We start from the raw sequence: 18,854 nt of genomic DNA on the forward strand, positions 1-18,854 counted from the left end.
ACCCGAAACAAACCTGATTTATGGGAATTAATGAGTCTCACAATTGTAGATTGTTTCACTGCATACGTAGTGAGAGCTTTCATGTTTGCAACTTATGAGCGGTGTTAAGCTCACTTCGAAAATAAGGAATTATGTTTGAGGGGTAAAAAAAAAGCCCTTTCGGGCTTTTTTGGAGAAGTTAGATCAGATTACCAACCCATTTTACTCCAAGGTATGGACCATAAAGACCATAATCTGAGTTCTTTAAGCATCCGCACAATAATTCAAGAGATTGTAATGCATCGAAATAATTGACTGCTTGATATCCACCTTGAATATTGAGGGTACCTTGAGCCATTTCATACGCGTAGTTCAGGCCAAGTTTGGCTTCTAAACTGGGCACCACAGACTTCTTGCTTGCATAAATATTTACAGGCACTAGCCCGCTTGGAGCAAAAACGTAATTCATGTTGAAACGACTTGATCCATACAGGATTGAGGCTGCGCCATTTGCGGTGATACTAAAGGCAGGAGTTAGATCATAGGAGTAATCAATACCTACTACAGGTCCTATACCATTAAAGTCTGCGTCACGATCTTGGAAGAAACCTGCTGGAGAAATCACAGGCAATCCTAAAGCATAAGCATACTCGGTATCAACTCTAATATTGGCATATTGTAATCCACCGTAGAAACGGGCATTTTTATACTGTCCCATATCCACGTGTTGTCCCATTACAAGGTTAACCTGGTCAAATCGGTTGTCAATTGAAATTCCAAATGGAACCGATAGAGGTCCTGTAAAAGGAGTTAGACCACCATAACCATAATGACGATCGGAGTCATTGTCAAAATGCATCCAAGTCATAGTTATGTCATTACCAGTATTAAAGTGGTAAGAACCTTCTAACCGATATCCCCAATCCCACTCATCTTCAATTTCTTTTATGGTAGAGATAGGTGTAAATTCATAACCTCGGTGAGCACTATAAACGGGTTGTAAGTAGAGTGCTTGCACTCCAATGTCCCATTTTTTGGACTCACAAGGAACTGTTACATCACCAGGAACGCAAGCAGGACCCATGCTCCCTGCTGATACAAAACTACTTGCTGCCAAGCCAAGAATAGCGAGGGTTGTTTTTTTCAACATTGATCACTCCATCTATCAAAAAAAAGCCCATCAACAAGGATGGGCTTCAGTAAGACATGTCCGATTTGGGGGTTAATTACACATTACCAACCCATTTCAAACCAGCATAAGGACCGTGTAGAGCAAAGTTAGATTCACGGTTACCAGCTAAAGTACCGATGAAGTGGTTAGCATTGAAGTAGTTAACCCACATCCAACCTGCATCTAGAGTCAAATCACCTTGTGCCATAGCATAAGTGTATTTAGCACCCAACTTAGCTTCCAACTCAGGAACGATAGTTGTCTTAGAACCAGAAGTATGACCGATTAAGAATCCAGCAGCGCCAGTTGAAGTGCTGAACTTAGAGTCACCAACTAACAGAGCAGCGGCACCGTTTCCATAGATAGCGAAACCATTACCGAAGTTGTAAGTCATGTCCATACCAGTACGTGGACCGAAACCGTTGTACTCACTGCTACCAGTTGTTGAGAAGCCAGTTAACACAGATGCTGGTGGAACATAACCAGAAGCTGTGAATTCATGTTCGATACGAGCGTATTGAACACCAGCGTGGAAACGGATGTCCTTGAACTCACCGAAGTCAACGTGTTGACCGAATTCTAAGTTAACAGCATCCCACTTAGGTTCCCAATGGTGTGAACCGTAGACAGGACCGAAAGGACCAAAGAAAGCAGCACCAAAGTTATTGCTGTTGTCTTTGTTCCAGTGGTACCAGTTTAGGTTCAGGTCGTTACCAGTACTGAAATGGTAAGAACCTTCTAATTTGAAGCCCCATCCCCAATCAGCATCTAAATCACGGTAGTGAGTAGAGATACCATCAGGAGAAGTATAGAATGGGTAGCCGAAGTCTACGTCATATGCTGGCTCAAGGTACAGAGCATATACACCAAAGTCCCAAGCAGTTCTTTCGCAAGGAACAGTAACATTGCCAGGGGTGCAAACAGGACCCATGGTACCAGCAAATACTGCACTGCTACCTAAAGCAAGAACAGCCACCGCTGTTTTTTTCAGATTTAACATGCTTCATCTCCACTTTTTTTATTATTAATTTCCCGTTTAGCCGTCAAACCACAACATGGTATTGACTATAGTACGCAATCATCGCTCTATCCGAGAACGTACATGGTCAGATTATCAAGCGCTACTTTACCAAAGTCAACACTATTTCTACAAAAAATCTCTATAAATTCGATAATTTAATCGGCTTAACGCACAAAGTTGCCTCTTTTATATCCATACAAATAAATTTTTTACCAACTTGTATTAGGGGACAAAGTAGCTAACTTTTAAATTTCCTAAAAAAAGCCTCTCGTTTTAGATCAAAAAAAACAACCATCGCTAAAAACTAAAATTAGCTGGTTTTAGGTTTTTTTTTTGAGGTTTACTAGCGGCTCATTTCTTTCGAATGTAACAGATATATAGTGAGGTGTGCAATTTATTTTTTAACATATTTTTCAATTATTTGATTTAATAATTTTTACCACTGTTCTTCGATTTAACGTTTTGCCTGCTTCAGAATCATTGGGGGCCACAGGATCTTTAATGCCAAACCAAGTAACCGATAAGCGGTCCTCGCGTACTCCTTGACTTTGCAGATAACTGGCCACAGCCTTTGCTCGTGCCTCAGATACAGCGTTGTTGTAAGACTTCCGCCCTGTGTCATCGGTATATCCGGCTATTTTAATTTTTTTCACTTGTTGATCGACACGTGAATAAATAGCAACTTTTTTCAATAATTTTTTCGCTTCATCACTCAACTCAAAACTATCTGAATCAAAATAAATGATAGTAGTCTTTACGCTCGCATAATCGAAAGGCAATAAATTCCCGAGACAACGTTGATATTTCGCATACACACGTTGAAAGTGGACTGGGGATAGTGCAACAGTAACGGGAAATCCTTCTTCAGACTGGTATTCAAATTTTGTTTGAAAACCTTCTGCTAAATAAGTGAGTACTTTTAATGCCGGCTCTCGAGGTAGATAAAGACCATATTCGCCAGGATTAACAGTTGTTTTAGAAATAAAATAAGATTTTCCTTGGGGTTTCCAGATGGGTGGTGCTGCGTAAACAACAGCGGGTAATTGTTTTTGAACTTGCTGCCACTTACTTAGAATAAAATGCGGTGGCTTGGCGGCGTACTGCTCAAAATAAGCAATTCCATAATTAGGAACAGTTAAAGATAACCCGCAGCGCAATTTACTACCGCTCATTCGCCAATTTTCATCTCCCATTGGGCTAGCGTAATCAACATGAACAGTAGCCATCGCACTGAAAGGTAGCCAGCACAGTATTGCAATTCGTAACTGACATTGTATAACAAACCGTATAAATGTCATTTTTTGCTCATCCCGCTTAGCGAATCCATGTTATGCTTCAAATATCGGCAAATTTAGCGGAATCTTTATTATGGATTTTATAACGATTACTCGTCCCGATGATTGGCATGTACATCTTCGGGATGGCGTATATTTAAATGATACAGTCCCAGCAACGGCACAACATTTTGCACGTGCTCTTGTTATGCCTAATCTTAAACCGGCTCTAACAACCGTTGATGATGTAGTAAGTTATCACCAACGAATTCTCTCAGTACTGCCTAAGAATACCAATTTTTCTCCTTATATGACGTTATATCTTAATGAAAGCGTCACCGCAGATGAGTTACAAAAGGTAAAAGATTATTCTTTTATATTAGGCGCGAAACTCTATCCTGCAGGAGCGACAACGAATTCAGAAGAGGGCGTCAATTCTTTACGTACCCTATACCCACTATTTGAAACAATGCAAGATGAAAATTTAGTATTGCAAATTCATGGTGAGGTCACTCGAGGCGATATTTTCCATCGTGAAGCTGAATTCATTCATACTGATTTAATGCCTTTAATTAGTAATTTTCCTAAATTACGCATTGTGCTTGAACATATCTCTACTCAAGCTGCTGTTAATTTTATTCAACAAACACCGGATACAGTCGCGGCCACTGTGACAGTTCACCATTTAATGTATAATCGTAATCACATGCTTGTTGGAGGCATTCGACCTCACTACTACTGTTTGCCTATTTTAAAACGCGAAGCTGATCAATATGCTCTGCGGGATGCTGTAACGAGCGGTAATCCTAAATTTTTTGCAGGCACAGATAGTGCTCCCCATACAGTAGGTAGCAAACAAAGTGCTTGTGGCTGTGCCGGTATTTATTCAGCGCCTTATGCCGTCGCCTTGTATGCTGATATTTTCGAACAATTAAATGCGTTATCCAGGTTAGAAGCTTTTTTAAGCCACTTTGGTGCTAATTTTTATCAATTACCAATTAATAAAGAAAAATTGACTTTAGTAAAATCCTCGCAGCTTATACCTGCCATACTTCCTTTTGGAACAGAACAGGTCATTCCTGTTGCGGCTGGAGAGACCTTGCCATGGAGTATTCATGAATCGACCTGATACGATTTTTTGTTCAAAACTCAAGGACAGATTTCGGGGCTTCTTGCCTGTAGTTGTCGATATAGAAACTGCTGGCGTTGATCCTTTTAAAAATGCGTTGTTGGAGATATGTATTGTCTTACTTGAAATTGACAGTGAAGGTGTTTTTGCCCCCAAAGTGAGTTATTTTGAACATATTATTCCTTTTGAGGGTGCTGAACTTGATGAGAAATCACTTGAGTTTATTCAGGTTGATCCCTATCAGCCTCTAAGGTTTGCCATTGAAGAAAAACAAGCCCTTAAAAATCTTTTCGCACCCATTAATAAGGCGTTAAAAGAACAGAAATGCCAAAAAGCGGTATTAGTGGGACATAACGCCTGGTTTGATTTGCTTTTTATAAAAGAAGCCGTCAAACGAACTGGTGTTAAATCGCCTTTTCACTCATTTACCTGCTTTGATACTGCAACTCTTTCAGGATTTATTTATGGACAAACTGTACTATCAAAGTCAGCACAAGCAGCTGGAATTAATTTTAATGCAAGTGAAGCACATTCGGCGATTTATGATGCTGAAAAAACAGCAGAACTTTTTTGCGCCATGCTAAACGCATGGCGCAATATTCATGTAGATTACTATAAGTCGTCTGAATGACTGGATAAATATTCTGCTACGCCTTTTGGAGAGGCCTTCATACCTGCTTTTCCTTTTTGCCAACCAGCAGGACAAACTTCTCCATGCTCTTCAAAGAATTGAACCGCATCAATAATGCGAATAAGTTCGTCAATATTACGACCAATTGGTAAATCGTTAACAATTTGCGAACGCACAACACCATTCTTATCAATAACAAAGGCTCCGCGGAACGCTACACCAGCAACCGGATGCTCAACACCATAAGATTGACAAATAGTGTGAGTCATATCCGCAGCCATTGTAAAACTCACATGCCCAATACCACCCTCTTTGACAGAGGTATTGCGATAAGCATTGTGAGTAAATTGAGAGTCAATTGACACGGTAACAACTTCAACACCACGACGCTGGAATTCATCCATACGATGGTGAAGTGCAATTAATTCAGAAGGGCATACAAAGGTAAAATCTAAAGGATAGAAAAATACTAGCCCGTATTTGCCCTTTAATGAATCATGCAAATTAAATTTGTCAGTGATATCCCCATTAGCCAATACAGCAGGTACTGTAAAATCCGGGGCTTTGCGTCCAACTAAAACACTCATCTATTTCTCCTTGAGAAAGCGCACAGAGGTGCACAAATTTTATAAAGCTTAAAGTGCGACAGCTTCACGTAATAACGACTCTAATTCGCCTTGTTGATAAAGTTCAGCAATAATATCTGAACCACCAATTAGCTCTCCCTTGACATACAATTGCGGAAAAGTAGGCCAATCAGCGTATTGTGGCAGTGTTTGACGAATGTCTGGATTAGCAAGAACATCCACATAAGCAAAATTCACTCCGCAAGCATCAATACATTGTACGGCGCGAGCAGAAAAACCACATTGAGGCATTTTAGGAGTACCCTTCATATAGAGTAGTATTGCGTTATCTGCAATTTGTTGTTTGATCTTGTCTATTGTATCCACTTGGGTCACCTATCAAAAAAACAAAAAAAATTTAGCCAGTGTTAATTATGGCGAAAATGAGATCAATTCGCAACTAGCAACCGGCTTAAGCCGTCGAAACTTAACAAAAAGTTATAGATTATAATGAACATAGATTGTAAAACGACCTCTTGTATATAAGATTGAATATGTTTACCTTCCTGCTACACTTATCATTCTTTAAATCGGGAGGATCAAAAATGGCTATTACGTTACCACAACTACCTTATGCGATGGATGCTTTAGAACCACATATATCTAAAGAAACATTAGAATACCATTATGGTAAACATCACAGCGCTTATGTGACCAATCTCAATAAATTAATTCCCGGCACTGAATTTGAAAATCTTAGTCTGGAAGATATTATCAAGAAATCGTCTGGTGGCATCTTTAATAATGCAGCTCAAGTTTGGAATCATACGTTTTACTGGCACTGTCTAAGTCCAAACGGCGGTGGCGAACCAACAGGCAAGATTGGCGATGCTATTGGCAAACACTTTGGTTCTTTTGAAAAATTTAAAGAAGAATTTTCTCAAGTGGCTGCAACAACCTTCGGTTCAGGCTGGGCTTGGTTAGTGCAAGACAAAAATAGTTCACTTAAAATTATAAATACAAGTAATGCAGGCACGCCAATGACTGAAGGCTTACAAGCTTTATTGACCTGTGATGTGTGGGAGCATGCTTACTATATTGACTACCGTAACGTGCGTCCTGATTACATTAAAGCATTTTGGTCACTCGTAAATTGGGAATTTGTCGCTAGCAATCTACGTTAATTTACATGCTATTCGATTAACGAAGGCAATAGTTAAACAAAAGGAGTTTTCATGGCACTAATCACAAGCTATAACCCTTTACCCATCAGTTTTACCCATGGAGAAGGTATCTGGCTATATGACGATAAGGGTAAAGCTTATCTTGATGCTTTAAGTGGTATTGCTGTTTGTGGATTAGGCCATGCGCATCCAGATGTCACTCGAACCATTCAGCAGCAAGCAGCAAAACTACTGCATACCTCTAATGCCTATCATATTAAAGAACAAGAATTATTGGCCGAGCGTCTAATTGGCATGTGCGGGATGAAACAAGCTTTTTTTGCCAATTCAGGTGCTGAAGCAAACGAGGCAGCAATTAAGCTTACTCGCCTTTATGGTCATAAAAAAGGCATTGAAACACCATCGATTATTGTTATGGAGCGAGCGTTTCACGGTCGAACAATGGCTACTTTAACTGCCTCGGGCAGTCGAAAAGTGCAGGCAGGCTTTGAACCTTTTGTTCCCGGTTTTATTCGAGCCCCTTTTAACGATATCGAAGCTGTCCACACCATCGCTGCAAATCGTGATGATGTCGTCGCTATTATGATTGAACCTATTCAAGGTGAAGGAGGTATCTATGTTGTTGATGATACCTATTTGCGTGCAGTTGCTGAGCTGTGCAAAAAGCATGATTGGTTACTCATTTTAGATGAAGTTCAAACCGGAAACGGCAGAACTGGAAAATATTTTTACTATATGCACAATAGCGTTAAGCCAGACATCCTGACTACTGCTAAAGGGCTTGGCAACGGTATTCCTATTGGTGTTTGTTTAATGGGTGAAAAAGCAAGTGATTTGTTTAAACCTGGAAATCATGGTTCAACTTTTGGCGGTAATCCTTTTGCCTGTGCAACGGCCCTCACTGTGCTAGATGTCATTGAGCGCGATAAATTATGCGACCTGGTTGCCCACAACAGTGCTATTTTGAAAGAGAAATTAGTGATGGAGCTGGGTGAACATCCGAATATTCGGGCGTTTCGCGGTAAAGGATATATGTTAGGAATTGAGCTTGATAGGCCAGCCAATGATGCCAGAGCTATTGGTCTTGAAAATGGTATACTTTTTAATGTGACTGCCGATACAGTCATTAGATTACTTCCTCCGTTAATTATTAATGAAGAAGAAATTCAGGAATTGGTTTTAAGGCTTACAAAAACAATTAAGCAATTTCTTGAGAAATAATGACTAATCACATTATTCAAATTCGTAATTTACAATCCGGCGACATCAACTCAGCTGTCGCCACTTTAACGCAAGCATTCGCCAAAGATCCACTGATGCAATGGGTTTTAGCTGAGAATTATCAACAAAAAGCCCCCCACATGTTTAATGCGATAACTCGCTATTGCATGTTGTATGGAAAAGCATTTTGTACAACAAACTTAGAAGCTGTGGCCCTTCGCAAGTCGCCAGGGGATAATAAATTTTCCTGGTGGAGAGCCTTTCGTGCGGGCTATCTTGGTTTGCCTAGACAGTTGGGAACAGAAGCCTTCAATCGCGTTATGCTATTTGATGAACTAGCGCAAGAAGAACGTAATCGACAAATGGGATTAAAGTCTTTTTGGTATTGTTGGTGTCTTGCAACCCAACCAGGCTATCAGCGACAAGGTTTTGGTACCGCCTTAATGAACCATACTTTTGACTTGGCTAATCAAAGTGGTTTCCCCTGTTATTTAGAAACAGCACATGCGAGCAATCAAATATTATATGAGAAAAATGGTTATACAACCTTGTCAGAATTCTTTTTGCCCAATAGCGATGTAAAAATTATCTCCATGCTTAGGGAGTAATCGTGACTCATAGCCTGCCCTTGATTACGACAATTGCAACGGCCCTGGGTTTGGCGTTAATTATGGGTTTTATTACTGTCAAACTTAATTTACCGGCCTTGGTTGGTTATTTATTAGCTGGAGTTATCTTAGGTCCCTTTACGCCGGGCTTTGTTGCTAATACTGAAATTGCCGCGGAACTGGCTGAAATTGGTATTATGCTCTTGATGTTTGGTGTCGGTCTGCATTTTTCATTAAGTAGTTTGCTTGAAGTACGCAAAGTTGCTTTGCCTGGAGCTCTTATTCAAATTGTAGTCGCGACTCTGCTTAGTGCAGGTCTTGCCATGGCTTGGGGATGGAATTTAGGCGGTGCATTAATATTCGGTCTTGCCTTATCAGTAGCCAGCACCGTTGTGTTAATAAGAGCGCTTGAATCTCAAGGTATTCTTGGCTCTATCAACGGACAAATTGCTGTAGGTTGGTTAATTGTTGAAGATCTTGCCATGATTCTTGTCCTGGTATTCCTACCTTTGTTACCGGATTGGATGGGTATTGATACCCCAGGACAGGACAAAAACCTTTGGTTAGTGTTAGGAATTACTCTTCTTAAAATCTCCTCCTTTATTGCATTCATGCTATTTATTGGCCGTTGGGTTTTTCCTAAATTGTTATGGCATATAGCCCGTACAGGGTCTAGAGAATTGTTTACCTTGTGTGTCATTGCGGCAGCGGTAAGTATTGCATTTGCAGCGTCAAAGTTATTTGGAATGTCTTTCGCACTGGGTGCCTTTTTTGCTGGCGTAGTCATGAGGGAATCTAAATTCAGCCATCGCGCAGCAGAGGAGAGTTTACCCTTTCGTGATGCTTTTGCAGTATTGTTTTTTGTTTCAGTCGGGATGTTATTTAATCCACTCATTCTTATCCAACAACCAATAAAGGTTATAGCGGTCGTAGGGATTATTGTTATTGGTAAATCCATTGTTGCTGCCGCTTTGGTACTAGCATTACGTTATCCTCTACATTCGGCATTGGTTATTTCAGCCAGCTTGGCACAAATTGGTGAATTCTCCTTTATTCTTGCAGGACTTGGTGTTAGTTTAAAACTATTACCAAGAGAGGGACAAGAATTAATACTGGCAGGGGCTTTATTTTCCATCGCGATAAACCCCTTAATCTTTAAATTGGTGGGGCCTTTGCAAATTTGGATGCGATCTAAATCCTCCTGGATTCAACGCTTCGAACGTGATGAGGATCCCTTGGGCGAATTGCCCATGACTACCGAAGAAAAATATCTATCGAAGCAAATCATTTTGGTAGGCTATGGACGTGTGGGTCGGCGTATAGCTCAAGTATTCCTTTTACAAGGCTTGCCCTTTGTTATTGTTGAACAAAATCGCGAACTTGTGGAGCAACTACGCAAGAAAAAAATGGCGGCAGTTTTTGGTGATGCATCTGAATCCAATGTCCTGATACAGGCGCATGTTGCGCGTGCAGGGATGTTAGTTGTTGCTACTTCAGACACATTTAATATACGACAAATTATGAGTATTGCACGTACTCTTAACCCTCAAATTGAAGCAGCTATTCGCGTCAGTAACGAGGAAGAAGAGAAATTATTGAAACAAGAAATTGAAGGAAAATTCTTTTATGCTGAAAAAGAATTGGCTAAAAACATGGGCCAATTCATTATGGCACGCTACGGAGCAATCCCTGCTGAACCTGTTGATAAATAGACACAATCCTTTGTTGCTTCCACTGCAAATATCAGGAGCGCTGACGAACCACCTCATACAAACAAACACCGGTAGCCACAGAAACATTCAGACTCTCAACACTTCCTTGCATGGGCAATGCAAATAACCCGTCGCAATGTTCTCGAGTCAAGCGTCGCAATCCCTCTCCTTCAGCGCCCATCACAATAGCAATCGCCGCCTTACAATCAAGAGAGTAAATACTATCGCCAGCCTCTCCGGCTGCACCATAAACCCAAACAGCTTCTTGTTTGATAATTTCAATAGCTCTAACTAGATTAGTCACACGAACTACAGGAATTGATTCTGCTGCACCACAAGCGACTTTACTGACAACAGGGGTAATGCTTGCACTTTTATCTTTAGGAATAATCACAAAATCAACACCAGTTGCATCTGCTGTACGTAAACAAGCCCCGAGGTTGTGAGGGTCAGTAACCCCATCGAGAATCAAAATAAGAGGAGGTTTTTTAGCGTTTGCAAGCAAAGTTAATAAATCATTTTCCCCATACTGCGGTAAATTTCCTGCACTAGCGACAACACCTTGATGGGCAAATTCAGCAAAACGCTGATTCATTTTTTGTGTTGTTAATTTCTCAACAGGAATGCCCTTTTGCTCGGCTAAAGTAAGAATCATTTGCAACTTTTTATCCAAACGATCCTGGCTTACGTACAACATTTTTGTAGGGCGGTGAGCATTTAATAATAAAGCATGAACGGCATGCATACCAAAAACATAATGCTCACTCATGCTAATCCCCATTTTCTACAGGTTCAAAATCAATTTTACGCTCATCCAAATCCACGCGCGCAACCATCACCGACATTTTATCGCCCAAGCGATAAACATGGCCACTGCGTTCTCCTACCAAGCGATGTTTCACAGCGTCAAATGCATAATAATCATTTCTAAGAGAAGTGATATGTACCAATCCCTCTACATAAATTTCGTTCAATTCGACAAAAATGCCAAAGCCAGTAACGGCCGAAATTGTCCCTTGAAATACTTGCCCTAATTTATCCTGCATATATTCACATTTAAGCCAGGAAACCACTTCGCGTGTGGCTTCATCTGCTTTTCTCTCGGTAGCAGAACAATGTTTGCCCAGGCGACTCATATCCTCCTTAGTATAAGTAAATTCGTTTGCCTCCTGATTATCAATTAAATGTCCAATGGCTCTATGAATTAACAAGTCAGGATAACGACGAATTGGTGAGGTAAAATGAGTATACGCAGGATAAGCCAGTCCAAAATGACCATCATTTTCTTCAACATATTGTGCTTGTTTAAGCGAGCGTAGCATAACAGTTTCAATTAAATGCCGCTCAGGTCTATCACCTATATCCCCCATAGTCTTTTGGAAATCTTTAGGATGAGGTTTCTTGCCACCCCCAAGTCTTAAACCCAATTCACCTAAGAAAAGTCTTAACGCATTAATCTTTTCTTCATCAGGTAAAGAATGTACGCGATATAGCGTGGGTATTTGAGCTCGTTCTAAATAGCGTGCGGTAGCCACATTCGCAGCCAACATACACTCCTCAATCAAACGATGAGCGTCATTACGTACTACAGGAACAATTCGTTTTATTTTTCTATTTTCATCAAATTCAATACTTGTTTCTGTAGTATCAAAATCAATGGCACCACGCTCCTTGCGAGCCTTTAATAAAGTACTAAATAAGGTATACAACGAATCGAGCGCCGGCCACAATGCTTCATCAATACCACTTTTCTGCTTATCTTCTAACCAATTTCCTACCTTGGTATAGGTTAGACGTGCTTGTGAATGAAAAACTGCGCGATAAAATCGTGAACGAGTTATTTTACCGTCATCAGAGATAGCCATTTCGGCAACCATACATAATCTATCAACATGAGGGTTCAAAGAACAAATACCATTGGACAACGCTTCAGGTAACATGGGAACAACTTGCCCCGGAAAATAAACAGAGTTACCGCGTTTTGCAGCCTCCTTATCCAACGCCGAATCTACTTTGACATAATGGCTGACATCAGCAATAGCAACGTAGAGTTGAAAACCACCTTTGGGTTTTTGATAACAATAAACTGCATCATCAAAATCTTTTGCATCTTCGCCATCAATAGTCACGAAAGGTAAATGCCTTAAGTCTGTGCGTCCTGCACAGTCTTCCTCACTAACATGTTGTGAAATCTTGGCAACTTCAGCCAATACTTCGTCAGGCCACTCAGAAGGAATTCCATGAGCAAAAATAGCGACCTCAATTTCCATACCGGGCGCCATATGGTCACCCAAAATATGAATTATTTTACCAATCGCTTGATTCCTTTTAGTTGGAAAAGCGACAACTTCAGTCAGAACCATTTGGCCATTTTTAGCATCGCCAGCAAACTCTAATGGGACAGAAATATCATGAAGTAGACGTTTATTATCAGGGATAACAAATCCTACACCATGTTCTGTAAAGAAACGTCCAACAACAGTTTGGTTAGCATGCTCTAATACTTCATGAATTTTACCTTCTGGTCTGCCACGTCTATCAATACCCGTCTGGTACGCTAACACTAAATCACCATGCATAACCGTCTGCATTTCTTTGGCAGACATGATCATGTCATCACCACCATCCTCAGGAATAAAAAAGCCAAAACCATCAGGATGCCCCTGTACTCTTCCGCGTTGTAAATTAATGCGACCCAACAAACAAAAACGCCCCCGACGATCTTGCATAATTTGACCGTCTCGAACCATCGCTTTTAAACGAAACCCCAATGCTTCCTGTTCAGTAGCATTATCAATTTCAAGCTTACTAATTAATTGATTACGAGACATGGGACGCCCATAATCATCCAGTACCTGCATGATTAATTCACGACTTGGTATTGGAGTAGCGTATTTTTCTTTTTCCCTTTTATAGAAAGGATCCTTTGATTTTTTACTCACATTCACCACATTTTTTTATATTATTACTTTCAGTCTATCATTTATTGAGAATCAGGTAATCCAAAACCTCGACCCCCTAAATGCTCAGCTAAGGCCGATAAACTCATATCTTCACCGGCCCAAAATGTCCCAGAAGCTTGCTTCGGCATGGTTACAACAGGCCAACGACACACTGAGATGACTCCCATACAAGGCACTTGTTGCTCATGGCCAGGTTTCGATTCTATGCAACTTAATTCAAATGACTCTTTATCTAAAGCTAAAGCAGACCAATTACCTGCCTGCAAACGGCTACTCCAACCAGCACTGGCACTCGGCTCGGAAACAGGATGGGTAATCCATAAATCCGTACTCGATAAATTATGTATCATAACCAACAGCGGCTTTTTGGTGGATAGCATAACTGACTCTTTTACTGAAATTGGCTTGCAAGATGCAGGCATAGTCATTTCAGCATTCGCTGCACTAAAACACAAGATCAATAAAATTGATACAATTAACTTCATTTATATCCTCCAAACAATTAAAAATTGCACAAAAGCTAACTTGGCAACCCTCTCTAAGTAAAGTACCCTGTAATAAAAATCAAAGGAATTGATGTGAGAGGTTTCATTTTATTCATTGCCATTTTATTTTTTCCAGTCCTAAATGCAAAAACTGTATTAGTTGGCGCATTAATTTACAATCCTCCCTTTGAAACCTCAGCAGATAAAAATAATCATTATTTTGGTTTTGATATCGACTTAATACGAGAGATCTGCAAACGCATTGATGCTGACTGTGAGTTTAAGGGATTAACGTTTGTCCAATTATTCACAGAATTATTAGCAGGTAACATCGATTTAGCCGTAGGTGCAATTAGTATTACCCCAGAAAGACAGAAAACATTTTTATTTAGTTTGCCCTATTTTACAAGTAACGGCCAATATCTTACCAACACTAAGTCATCGATTAATAGCACCGAAGATATTCGTAATAAGATCGTAGGTATAGAACAAGGCACCGTATTCAAAGACGTTACATTGGCAAAATTTAATAAAGAAGTGCAAGTTATTGAATATCGGACACTACCTGAAGTATTTCAAGCCTTAGACAACGGTGACATTGATATTTTAATTACGGATGAAGAAAACGCAAAATATTGGGTAGCGAATACTGATCAACAATTTAAATTAGTTGGAAATCCTATTCCCATTGGTTTAGGCTATGGAATAATGGCCAATAAAAAATCCCAGGACTTGATTAATCAAGTCAATAAAGCCCTTACCGATATGGAATCGGATGGTACTTATTTGAAAATTTATCAACGTTATTTTACGCCGATGTCTTAAAGTATATTAACATTTCATCTTAAAGTTCACGTCCCGCGGTTTGTCCGTGAGATCTATAGATGCTGGGGATAAACCGGGCACGTCGGCACTTTAAGATGAATTATTAATGTTATTTACGCCAATGTTTTAGAGTAGGTTAACACTTCGTCTTAAAGACCACGTCCCGCGGCTTGTCCGCGGGATCCATAGGTGCGTGGATAAACCGCGACACGTCGGCATTTAGAATAAATTGCTATGAGCATTATAAAAATACCCGCTCTTGCTAAAATTAAATTGTATTTAAATTTTCGACCCCGACTATGGAGCCTCTAACTACTATTAAGACCCGCAAAATTATCCATGTAGATATGGATTGTTTTTATGCGGCTATAGAAATTCGAGATAATCCCTCCTTGGCCACAAAACCAGTAGCAGTAGGCGGTGCTGCGAATCAACGTGGTGTGCTTTGTACCTGCAATTACATTGCAAGGCAGTATGGAATTCATTCAGCGATGCCCACTGCTATTGCTTATCGACATTGCCCTGACTTAATTGTATTACCTGTGAATATGTCTAAATATCGCCAAATTTCAGAAACTATTCATCGTATTTTTAAGGAGTTCACGGAACTCGTTGAGCCCTTAGCTTTGGATGAAGCTTTCCTTGATGTCACTGACTGTTCCCTCCATCAAGGAAGTGCTACATGGATTGCAGACGCGATTCGCAAGAAAATCTGGGAGGCCGAGCATTTAACAGCATCTGCCGGGGTGGCTCCTAACAAATTTTTGGCGAAAATTGCTTCCGGTTGGAATAAGCCCAATGGCTTATTTGTCATTCGACCAGAACAGGTTCACTCTTTTGTAAGTGAGCTTCCTGTCAATAAACTATTTGGAGTCGGCAAGGTTACAGCCCAAAAATTGCAGACTATGAATTTGCACACTTGTGCCGATTTGCAATTGCTATCCCTGCAAACTTTAGTCAACCATTTTGGCAAATTAGGAGAAAATCTTTATTACCAATCTCGTGGCATCGATAACAGGCCCGTACAACCCAATAGAGAACGTAAATCCTTAAGTGTAGAAACTACCTTCGTTGAGAATATTAATGATACTGGACAAGCAACGACGATTATTAACGAACTTTACAACGAGCTTTTAAAACGCATTAAGACTTCAACTCCTAATTTATTAATAAAAAACCAATATATTAAAATCAAATTTCATGATTTTAAGCTGGCGACTGCTGAAATTAAAAGCTCTAAACCTGAATTGCAAAAATTTTATGAGCTTTTTCATAAAATTAGAAATGAAACCTCTAAACCCATGCGTCTACTTGGGCTAGGAGTGCATTTTTCCTCCCATGAAAAACCTGCTTCTTTCATTCAGCAATCCTTGTTTTAAATAGGGCTTTGTCCCAAGACATGTTAATATAGTGTTTTACCATACGATTACCACTATGTTTGAACTGCAAGTTTCTGAAATAGCTAGGCTCCATAAGGATAGCATTATCCAGTGGAAGGCGAGTAGCATACTCCTGACGCAAACCAATTTCATGGGGTTAGTAGAGGAAAACCATGCTTTTAACTACCGCTTGTGGCATGCAGAAGATAAAGCTCGACGAGAAGATATGGGCTTCGAATTTGTTTATCATGCCAAACGAGAGATCGACTATTGCAATCAGCAGCGTAATAATCGTATGGAAGCTATGGATGAATGGTTATTTACAAAACTACAACCAGCAGCACCCACTGAGTGTCCGGTACACTCTGAAACACCGGGAATGATGATTGACCGCCTATCCATCCTTGCCCTCAAAGCCTATCATATGGAGTTACAAGTTCATCGCCAGGATGTGGATGAATTACATCGTCAAGCATGCCAAAGAAAATGGCAAACTATCCAAGAACAACAAAAGCAGTTACTCAGTTGCCTTAGCCAATTATGTCATGAAGTCACTGAACAAAAGCGTACTTTCCGAGTATATCATCAATTTAAAATGTATAACGATCCAAGCTTAAATCCCGAACTCTATCAGCAAAAATAATTACCAATATTGGGTAGGTATAGTCGGTGTTGGAGTATGTTGTGCGTCTCTGGTGGAGTTACCTCCTGGCACTAACGCTTGTAATTCTTTTGAACTCTGTGAGCGGGGTAGATGGCTTTGAGATTTGCGATCTGCTCTAAAAAAGGATGCATAGAAAGGTTGAGGATTGCGGTTTTTTGATTCTGGAGCTGTTATTCTGGGATTTTCACTTGTTAAGGTAGGTTTTATTTCGTCAGTATCACCACCATTAATCATTCTAGGCTTGTCAGATGCCAAAGACGCATTGGCCTTAGGGGAATCAGAAACTAGCTCGCAAGAACGGTCTGACTCCCCCTCCAGCGAGGTGGTTGTGACCCCGCTTGTCTCACTTGCTTTGACAACTGATGGTACGTTGTCAATAGGGTCCCTTCCAAATCCACGTGCCTGGGCTCTTAATGCCAAGGCTGTCCCATGCACTAAGGCACTTACTACTGTTAAGCCTAACATAATAGGAGTGTCATGATAATGACCATCCGTTCCTCGCTCTTGAAAGCTATTCATTGTGAAATCGACAGCTTTAGAGCCTTTACCTAAGCCTGAAAAAAATGAGCGAACCACTTCGAACCATTCCTGAAAGAAGAATTGAGGTGAAGGATCGACTACCATGCCATCAGTAATCGCAGTTCTCACTTTTTCCGGTTTTAAATCCTCAACGTGCTGTTTGGCTCCCTTAAGCGACTCCAATATTGTATTTAATTTTTCATCGTGAGGATTGTCGATAGTTATTTTGTCTTGTTTAACTTGATGTCGATAAGCGTTAATAAGTGCATGAGCTACAAATGCAACTAACAGCGCCATCCCTGCACTAATACAAGCTACAAGTAATGCGGGGGGGAAACTGGAAGATGCCAAAACAATAACGGTTGCCACAGCAAACATCGAGCTTGCCAGAGCCCCATAAGCTGCTAAACCATTTTTAATTCCTGCAAGAAAGGCAGACGAATAGGAAAGAGTCGATAATTCACGAAGATAGGCGCGTCTTTTCTCAAAATCCTCACGCAAATGGCTAATTTCGTCGACTAATTTTCTTTGGTCTGTTAATTTCTCATCCGTTACTTTTGTAGCTATCTCTTCAGCTAATTTAACAAGCGCATTAAACTGTGTTTCCAGCTCTTTTCCACATAAAGCTAATTCAATTTTAGCTTGAGTAATGACTAAACGACGTTGAAAATCATGTTCTTCGTAGACTCGTGTGGCAATACAGGCTACAAAATAAATTGCACAAAACACAGACATCGCTAAAAACAAAGGTGGCGTCAGGGAGCATAACGACAATACTCCGACATAAAGATAAAGACCATCTACAACTCCACCATAGGCAGCAGAAAGCAGCATTTGACGTCTTAAAGCCATCGATTGACTTTGTATTTCAGCGCGTTTTATTGCTATCTCTGGCAGAGAGAGCTTCTCCATATTCTTAATTTCTGTAAGTAACTTTGCATTCGCTTTCATCATGTCTTTACGAATATTGACTTGATAACGAAACCAAATACGATTCGCAGCAGACAGCACGCCCAGCAACAACCCCATAGGGACTATCATAAAATTAAGATTCTGACCGCCAAGGAGATCAATAACCTGCACTGCACTACGAAAACCTTTATAGGCATTTTTTAAGCCCTTCATTGTGTCACGGCAATAAGGCCAGGCAGTAGCTACAAAGGCTTTAAATTGATTTTTATCATCATCTTTAAAGTGATTCGCTAACATTGCAAAGACGACTAAAGTAATTGTGCTTGAAGCAGCAACAGCAATGCCTTCAGGAGTGAGCATCCAGTCATGCATTATGTCGGAAGTAGAGATTTTGCCATTGCCATAGAGGAGATCAAAAAGGTATTTGATCATACTGTAAGAAAGACTTAAGCCATCTAACGCACCATATATGGCATAAACAATACCCAGCTCATGCAGTTGTTTTGCCATCAAGCGGGTTTGAGTATCCATTCTCCCAGCAATATGATAGACATAACCTTGCTCGGTAAGTTCTATAGAATCTGTAGGAGTAAGCTCGTTTGTCATGCGAA

Annotated in this window: 18 protein-coding genes; 9 read left to right on the forward strand and 9 right to left on the reverse strand. The window is 40.3% G+C overall.

Features of this window, described 5'->3' with window-relative positions; genetic code table 11:
• Nucleotides 1-178: 178 nt before the first annotated feature.
• From LHA_RS14555 to LHA_RS14565, 3 genes are all read right to left on the reverse strand, one after another.
• Complete coding sequence (locus tag LHA_RS14555) at nucleotides 179-1,129, reverse strand: Lpg1974 family pore-forming outer membrane protein (RefSeq protein ID WP_045107188.1); 951 nt, start codon at nucleotides 1,127-1,129, stop codon at nucleotides 179-181.
• A 76-nt stretch (nucleotides 1,130-1,205) separates the two neighbouring features.
• On the reverse strand, nucleotides 1,206-2,150 hold the full coding sequence (locus LHA_RS14560; protein WP_045107189.1) for an Lpg1974 family pore-forming outer membrane protein: 945 nt from the start codon (nucleotides 2,148-2,150) through the stop codon (nucleotides 1,206-1,208).
• A gap of 434 nt (nucleotides 2,151-2,584) precedes the next feature.
• Nucleotides 2,585-3,469 (reverse strand): flagellar protein MotY, encoded by an 885-nt coding sequence (locus LHA_RS14565; protein ID WP_045107190.1) that lies wholly within the window; start codon nucleotides 3,467-3,469, stop codon nucleotides 2,585-2,587.
• A gap of 70 nt (nucleotides 3,470-3,539) precedes the next feature.
• Between LHA_RS14565 and pyrC the strand changes: the two genes are divergently transcribed.
• Both pyrC and rnt read left to right on the forward strand, forming a co-directional pair.
• Nucleotides 3,540-4,574, forward strand: a complete 1,035-nt coding sequence (pyrC, locus tag LHA_RS14570; RefSeq protein ID WP_082060372.1) for a dihydroorotase — start codon at nucleotides 3,540-3,542, stop codon at nucleotides 4,572-4,574.
• Nucleotides 4,561-5,205 carry a ribonuclease T gene (rnt, locus tag LHA_RS14575; RefSeq protein WP_045107192.1) on the forward strand — a complete coding sequence of 215 codons (645 nt, stop codon included), beginning with the start codon at nucleotides 4,561-4,563 and terminating at the stop codon, nucleotides 5,203-5,205. Before pyrC ends, rnt begins: the two co-directional genes overlap by 14 nt.
• Here rnt and LHA_RS14580 read toward each other — a convergent pair.
• Nucleotides 5,187-5,792, reverse strand: coding sequence for a peroxiredoxin (locus LHA_RS14580; protein ID WP_045107193.1), 606 nt, complete (start codon nucleotides 5,790-5,792; stop codon nucleotides 5,187-5,189). The genes rnt and LHA_RS14580 overlap by 19 nt on opposite strands.
• A 48-nt stretch (nucleotides 5,793-5,840) precedes the next feature.
• Nucleotides 5,841-6,158 (reverse strand): Grx4 family monothiol glutaredoxin, encoded by a 318-nt coding sequence (gene grxD, locus LHA_RS14585; protein ID WP_045107194.1) that lies wholly within the window; start codon nucleotides 6,156-6,158, stop codon nucleotides 5,841-5,843.
• 218 nt (nucleotides 6,159-6,376) lie between these two features.
• Here grxD and sodB point away from each other — a divergent pair, with 218 nt between their 5' ends.
• From sodB to LHA_RS14605, 4 genes are read left to right on the forward strand one after another with little or no spacing between them, the layout of a single operon-like run.
• On the forward strand, nucleotides 6,377-6,955 hold the full coding sequence (gene sodB, locus LHA_RS14590) for a superoxide dismutase [Fe] (protein ID WP_045107195.1): 579 nt from the start codon (nucleotides 6,377-6,379) through the stop codon (nucleotides 6,953-6,955).
• 51 nt (nucleotides 6,956-7,006) lie between these two features.
• Entirely contained in the window at nucleotides 7,007-8,176 is a 1,170-nt protein-coding gene (locus LHA_RS14595) for an aspartate aminotransferase family protein (RefSeq protein WP_045107196.1), read from the forward strand.
• Nucleotides 8,176-8,784: a GNAT family N-acetyltransferase gene (locus tag LHA_RS14600; protein WP_045107197.1), complete on the forward strand. Its 609-nt coding sequence runs from the start codon at nucleotides 8,176-8,178 to the stop codon at nucleotides 8,782-8,784. The genes LHA_RS14595 and LHA_RS14600 overlap by 1 nt, the downstream gene beginning before the upstream one ends.
• Before the next feature lie 2 nt (nucleotides 8,785-8,786).
• A complete protein-coding gene (locus LHA_RS14605) occupies nucleotides 8,787-10,496 on the forward strand; it encodes a cation:proton antiporter (RefSeq protein ID WP_045107198.1) in 1,710 nt (569 codons plus the stop codon).
• Nucleotides 10,497-10,527: 31 nt separating this feature from the next.
• On the opposite strand, the gene rlmB is transcribed toward LHA_RS14605, so the two are convergent.
• From rlmB to LHA_RS14620, 3 genes are read right to left on the reverse strand one after another with little or no spacing between them, the layout of a single operon-like run.
• Nucleotides 10,528-11,265 (reverse strand): 23S rRNA (guanosine(2251)-2'-O)-methyltransferase RlmB, encoded by a 738-nt coding sequence (rlmB, locus tag LHA_RS14610; RefSeq protein ID WP_045107199.1) that lies wholly within the window; start codon nucleotides 11,263-11,265, stop codon nucleotides 10,528-10,530.
• Nucleotide 11,266: 1 nt separating this feature from the next.
• A complete protein-coding gene (gene rnr / locus LHA_RS14615) occupies nucleotides 11,267-13,438 on the reverse strand; it encodes a ribonuclease R (RefSeq protein WP_045107200.1) in 2,172 nt (723 codons plus the stop codon).
• Nucleotides 13,439-13,479: 41 nt separating this feature from the next.
• On the reverse strand, nucleotides 13,480-13,944 hold the full coding sequence (locus LHA_RS14620; RefSeq protein WP_045107201.1) for a hypothetical protein: 465 nt from the start codon (nucleotides 13,942-13,944) through the stop codon (nucleotides 13,480-13,482).
• A gap of 93 nt (nucleotides 13,945-14,037) precedes the next feature.
• Between LHA_RS14620 and LHA_RS14625 the strand changes: the two genes are divergently transcribed.
• The 3 genes from LHA_RS14625 (at nucleotide 14,038) to LHA_RS14635 (ending at nucleotide 16,791) form a co-directional block, all read left to right on the forward strand.
• On the forward strand, nucleotides 14,038-14,769 hold the full coding sequence (locus tag LHA_RS14625) for a transporter substrate-binding domain-containing protein (protein ID WP_045107202.1): 732 nt from the start codon (nucleotides 14,038-14,040) through the stop codon (nucleotides 14,767-14,769).
• A gap of 299 nt (nucleotides 14,770-15,068) precedes the next feature.
• Nucleotides 15,069-16,148 (forward strand): DNA polymerase IV, encoded by a 1,080-nt coding sequence (gene dinB, locus LHA_RS14630; RefSeq protein ID WP_045107203.1) that lies wholly within the window; start codon nucleotides 15,069-15,071, stop codon nucleotides 16,146-16,148.
• A 55-nt stretch (nucleotides 16,149-16,203) separates the two neighbouring features.
• The gene (locus LHA_RS14635) at nucleotides 16,204-16,791 is read left to right on the forward strand and encodes a DUF4254 domain-containing protein (protein ID WP_045107204.1); all 588 of its coding nucleotides are present in this window, start codon (nucleotides 16,204-16,206) and stop codon (nucleotides 16,789-16,791) included.
• Here LHA_RS14635 and LHA_RS14640 read toward each other — a convergent pair whose 3' ends face one another.
• Nucleotides 16,792-18,849: a hypothetical protein gene (locus LHA_RS14640; protein WP_045107205.1), complete on the reverse strand. Its 2,058-nt coding sequence runs from the start codon at nucleotides 18,847-18,849 to the stop codon at nucleotides 16,792-16,794. It lies immediately after the preceding gene.
• Between the last annotated feature and the right edge of the window lie 5 nt (nucleotides 18,850-18,854).

Origin of the sequence: Legionella hackeliae, assembly GCF_000953655.1 — a bacterium.
GTDB classification, from domain to species: domain Bacteria; phylum Pseudomonadota; class Gammaproteobacteria; order Legionellales; family Legionellaceae; genus Tatlockia; species Tatlockia hackeliae.

Excerpts from the sequence above, each read along its gene's own strand:
- dinB (WP_045107203.1), top strand. The coding sequence starts at position 15,069 with ATGGAGCCTCTAACTACTATTAAGACCCGCAAAATTATCCATGTAGAT.
- LHA_RS14595 (WP_045107196.1), top strand. The coding sequence starts at position 7,007 with ATGGCACTAATCACAAGCTATAACCCTTTACCCATCAGTTTTACCCAT.
- LHA_RS14635 (WP_045107204.1), top strand. The coding sequence starts at position 16,204 with ATGTTTGAACTGCAAGTTTCTGAAATAGCTAGGCTCCATAAGGATAGC.
- LHA_RS14555 (WP_045107188.1), bottom strand. The coding sequence starts at position 1,129 with ATGTTGAAAAAAACAACCCTCGCTATTCTTGGCTTGGCAGCAAGTAGT.
- LHA_RS14560 (WP_045107189.1), bottom strand. The coding sequence starts at position 2,150 with ATGTTAAATCTGAAAAAAACAGCGGTGGCTGTTCTTGCTTTAGGTAGC.
- LHA_RS14620 (WP_045107201.1), bottom strand. The coding sequence starts at position 13,944 with ATGAAGTTAATTGTATCAATTTTATTGATCTTGTGTTTTAGTGCAGCG.
- LHA_RS14600 (WP_045107197.1), top strand. The coding sequence starts at position 8,176 with ATGACTAATCACATTATTCAAATTCGTAATTTACAATCCGGCGACATC.
- sodB (WP_045107195.1), top strand. The coding sequence starts at position 6,377 with ATGGCTATTACGTTACCACAACTACCTTATGCGATGGATGCTTTAGAA.
- LHA_RS14580 (WP_045107193.1), bottom strand. The coding sequence starts at position 5,792 with ATGAGTGTTTTAGTTGGACGCAAAGCCCCGGATTTTACAGTACCTGCT.
- LHA_RS14640 (WP_045107205.1), bottom strand. The coding sequence starts at position 18,849 with ATGACAAACGAGCTTACTCCTACAGATTCTATAGAACTTACCGAGCAA.
- rnt (WP_045107192.1), top strand. The coding sequence starts at position 4,561 with ATGAATCGACCTGATACGATTTTTTGTTCAAAACTCAAGGACAGATTT.
- rlmB (WP_045107199.1), bottom strand. The coding sequence starts at position 11,265 with ATGAGTGAGCATTATGTTTTTGGTATGCATGCCGTTCATGCTTTATTA.
- LHA_RS14565 (WP_045107190.1), bottom strand. The coding sequence starts at position 3,469 with ATGACATTTATACGGTTTGTTATACAATGTCAGTTACGAATTGCAATA.
- pyrC (WP_082060372.1), top strand. The coding sequence starts at position 3,540 with ATGGATTTTATAACGATTACTCGTCCCGATGATTGGCATGTACATCTT.